This window comes from Actinotalea ferrariae CF5-4, from assembly GCF_000603945.1.
Taxonomy (GTDB): domain Bacteria; phylum Actinomycetota; class Actinomycetes; order Actinomycetales; family Cellulomonadaceae; genus Actinotalea; species Actinotalea ferrariae.
Genome location: NZ_AXCW01000319.1, coordinates 1 through 3,971 on the forward strand (window position 1 = coordinate 1; position 3,971 = coordinate 3,971).

5 protein-coding genes are annotated in these 3,971 nt (G+C 77.7%); 3 read left to right on the top strand and 2 right to left on the bottom strand.

The window, feature by feature from the left end:
- The 3 genes from N866_RS21080 to N866_RS17020 all read left to right on the top strand — a co-directional run.
- The coding region (locus tag N866_RS21080; protein WP_034228725.1) for a pantoate--beta-alanine ligase at positions 1-267 on the top strand (267 nt) is incomplete at its 5' end.
- An 80-nt stretch (positions 268-347) separates the two neighbouring features.
- Positions 348-839, top strand: a complete 492-nt coding sequence (gene panD, locus N866_RS20610; protein WP_173406175.1) for an aspartate 1-decarboxylase — start codon at positions 348-350, stop codon at positions 837-839.
- Positions 836-2,533, top strand: a complete 1,698-nt coding sequence (locus N866_RS17020) for an L-aspartate oxidase (RefSeq protein WP_245612642.1) — start codon at positions 836-838, stop codon at positions 2,531-2,533. The genes panD and N866_RS17020 overlap by 4 nt, the downstream gene beginning before the upstream one ends.
- Positions 2,534-2,582: 49 nt before the next feature.
- Here the strand turns inward: N866_RS17020 and N866_RS17025 are convergent, their stop codons facing one another.
- Both N866_RS17025 and N866_RS17030 read right to left on the bottom strand, forming a co-directional pair.
- A complete protein-coding gene (locus N866_RS17025) occupies positions 2,583-2,903 on the bottom strand; it encodes a rhodanese-like domain-containing protein (RefSeq protein ID WP_034228729.1) in 321 nt (106 codons plus the stop codon).
- Positions 2,904-2,940: 37 nt separating this feature from the next.
- Positions 2,941-3,971, bottom strand: a 1,031-nt coding sequence (locus N866_RS17030) for an FAD-dependent oxidoreductase (protein ID WP_034228731.1), incomplete at its 5' end; no start/stop codon positions are given.

The following is a 3,971-nucleotide window of genomic DNA, read 5'->3' on the forward strand; positions in this document are numbered from 1 at the left end:
GGCGGGGCCGCGGCGCCCGAGGTGCTGGCCGCGGCGCGCCGTGTCCTGCACGACGAGCCCGGCGTGGTGACCGACTACGTGGCGCTCGTGGACCCGGCGGACGCCGAGGACGTCCCCGCGGGGTACCGCGGCGCGGCGGTCCTGGCGGTCGCCGCGCGCGTGGGCGCCACGCGGCTCATCGACAACACGACGCTGCAGGTGGGCGGGGACGACGTGCCCCCCGCCGCGGCCGACGACCACGCAGCCGGACGAGGGGGAGCAGCATGACGCAGGGGTGGACGACGGGGGACGGGCCGGACCGCGGGCCGCGCGGCCACGGGGCACGGGTCGGCGGTCGGCTGCGGCCGATGATGGTGGGCAAGGTCCACCGCGCCACGGTCACCGCGGCGGACCTGCACTACGTCGGGTCCGTCACCGTGGACCTGGACCTCCTGGACGGCGCGGACATCCTCCCCGGCCAGCAGGTCGACGTCGTCGACGTCACCAACGGCGCACGGCTGACCACCTACGCCCTCGCCGGGGAGCGCGGCTCCGGCGTCGTCTGCGTCAACGGCGCGGCCGCCCACCTCGTGCACCCGGGCGACGTCGTCATCCTCATCGCCTACGCGCTCCTGCCCGACGAGGAGGCCCGGACGTACAGCCCGTCCGTGGTCCACGTCGACGCCGCGAACCGGGTCGTGGAGCTCGGGGGCGACCCGGGCGCCGCCGTGGCCGGCGTGGTCAGCGGGGTCCCGGGCACCGCGCCGGGCGGTGCGGGTGCCTCACCGGGGCCCTCCGCATCCGGCGCCGAGCAGCACGACCGGCTGCTCAGCTCCGCGCTGCCGTGGGGAGCCCGGTGAGGCTCGCACGGACCCTCGCCGCGCCCGCGGCGGGCTGGGTCGCGCAGGCGGACGTCGTCGTCGTCGGCTCGGGCATCGCGGGTCTCACCGCCGCGCTGCGCCTGCGCCGCCGGGTGGACCGGGTGCTGCTCGTGACGAAGGGCCAGCTGGCGTCGGGGTCCACGGTGTGGGCGCAGGGCGGGATCGCCGCTGCCCTGGACCCCGAGGACTCCCCGGCCGCGCACCGCGCCGACACCCTCACGGCGGGCGTCGGCCTCTGCGACCCGGCGGCCGTGGACGTGCTCGTGGGCGAGGGGCCCGTGCGCGTGCGCGAGCTCGTCGCGGCGGGCGCGCGCTTCGACACGGACGCCGACGGCCGGATCTCCCTGACCCGCGAGGGCGGGCACGGCGCGGACCGGATCGCCCACGCCGGCGGGGACGCCACCGGTGCGGAGATCTCGCGTGCGCTCGTGGCGCAGCTCGAGGCCGTCCGCACCGACCCGGGCATCGAGGTCATCGAGCACGCGCTCGTCCTGGACCTGCTCACCGCGGCGCCCGACGGCGACGGCCGTCCCGGGCCCGCCTGCGGCGTCACCCTGCACGTCATCGGCGAGGGGACGCGCGACGGCGTCGGGGCGGCGCTGGGGCGGGCCGTCGTCCTCGCGACCGGCGGGATCGGGCAGGTCTACGCCTCCTCGACGAACCCGGCCCAGGCCACCGGCGACGGGCTGGTGGCGGCGCTCCGGGCCGGTGCCGCCGTCGCGGACGTGGAGTTCGTCCAGTTCCACCCGACGGTCCTGTGGCTCGGGGCAGGGGTCAAGGGCCAGCTGCCGCTCGTCTCCGAGGCGGTCCGCGGCGAGGGGGCGCTCCTGCTCGACACCGACGGCGTGCGGTTCATGCCGGCCCTGCACCCGCTCGCGGAGCTCGCACCGCGCGACGTCGTCGCGCACGCCATCGTCCGGCGGATGGCGGAGACGGGCTCCGACCACGTCTTCCTGGACGCCCGGCACCTCGGGGCCGACTTCCTCCGCGGACGGTTCCCCACCATCCACGAGCGGCTCCTGGCCGAGGGGATCGACCTCACCACCGACCTCATCCCGGTCGCCCCGGCCCAGCACTACCACTCCGGCGGCGTGCTCACCGACCTGGACGGGCGCACGACCGTGCCCGGCCTGTACGCGGCCGGGGAGGTCGCCTGCACGGGCGTCCACGGCGCCAACCGGCTCGCCTCGAACTCGCTGCTCGAGGGTCTCGTCTTCGGCCACCGCGCGGCGGAGCGCATCGCCCGGCACGTCGGCGGCGTCGTGCAGCGGGAGCCGGTCGCCCGCCCCGGGGAGGCCGCGCTCGTGGCGGCCACCGTCCGTGCCCGGGTGCAGCGCCTCGCCCAGTCCGGCCCGGGGGTGATCCGCACCGAGGCCGGGCTCGCGGCCGCCGCGCAGGGCCTCGCCGCCATCCCCACCCGCGCCGACGCCGTGCCCGGCGTCGTGGCCGCGCCGCAGGTGGCGGAGTGGGAGACGACGAACCTGCACCAGGTCGCCGCGCTCCTCACCGCGGCCGCGACCCGCCGCACCGAGTCGCGCGGCGGGCACTTCCGGGAGGACTTCCCGGCCGCCGACGACGCCGCGTGGACCCGCCGGCTCGTCGGGACGCTGGACCCGGACGGCGCGCTCGAGTGGCGCGACGGCCCGCTGACCGTGGGCGGCCCGTTCGACTAGGGCCCTGCGCTCGCCCTGCGCCCGCGAGGTGCCCCCGGCGCCCGGCCCGTCAGGCGGGCGGGTGGTCGACCGGGAAGCCGTGGGCGCGCCACGCTCCGGTGCCGCCCGCGACGTTCGTCACGTCGTGGCCCTGCTGCCCCAGCCAGGCGGTCACCTGCGCCGACCTCCCGCCGGACTCGCAGATGACGAGCACCTCGCCGGGCAGGGTCGTCACCTCCTGCACGCGGTCGACGAACTGCGAGAGCGGGATGTTCCGCGCCCCCGGCACGTGGCCCGCGGCGAACTCGTGCTCCTCCCGCACGTCGACGACGGCGGGGGGCTGCGGGGCTGCCAGGCGGGTGGCGAGCGCGTGGACGTCGATCTCCTGCACGGGGCATCGTCTCCGGTGGGTGAGGGGGGCGGCCGGGTCAGCCCTGCTCGAGCACGAGGTCGGGCAGGGCGGACCGCAGGGTCAGCATGCCCCCCGACAGCATGGCGCTGTCCAGCCCGGCGTGGTCGAGGACGCGGTGAGCGAGGTACGAGCGGAACCCGCTCTGGCAGTGCACCCGCACCGGTCGGCCGGCCGCTGCGGCGCGGACCTCGTCCAGACGGTCCCGCAGCTCGGTGTGGGGCACGTGCAGCGCACCGGGCAGGTGGCCGCCGGTGAACTCCGCACGGGTCCGCACGTCGAGGACGAGCGACTCCTCCTGCACCGCGGCGAGGTCCTCGGGGTACCAGAGCCGCAGGGTCCCGGACAGCACGTTCTGCGCGACGAACCCGGCCATGTTCACCGGGTCCTTCGCGGAGCCGTAGGGCGGGGCGTAGGACAGCTCGAGCTCGGCGACGTCGTCGACGGTCATGCCGGCGGCCAGGGCCGTGGCGAGCACGTCGATCCGCTTCTCGACCCCCGCGCGGCCCACGGCCTGCGCGCCCAGGACGCGCCCGTCCGGGGCGAAGAGGAGCGTGAGGTGGACCTGCTGCGCGCCGGGGAAGTAGCCCGCGTGGTGGCCGGGGTGGACGTGGACGACGTGGTGGGCGATGCCGGCCCGCTCCAGCGCCTCGCGGCCCGCGCCGGTCATCGCGGCGGTGAGCCCGAACACCCGCACGACGACGGTGCCCAGGACGGGCCGGGCCCGGGTCGCGTCGGCGATCCGGCCGAGGATCGAGTCCGCGGCGCGGCGGCCGGCCCGGTTGGCCGGCCCCGCCAGCGGTACGGGCCCGACGACGCCGGTGACGCCGTGCCGGACCGCGGTGGCGTCCCCGACGGCCCAGATGTGCGGGTCGGACGTGCGCTGCTCGTCGTCGACGACGATCGCGCCGCCCCGCCCGAGCTCGAGCCCGGCGTCCTCGGCCAGGCGGCTGTCGGGGCGCACGCCCACGGACAGCACGACGACGTCGGCGGTGAGCGCCGTGCCGTCGGACAGGTGCACGAGTGCGCGCGTGCCGCCCCCGGCCGGCC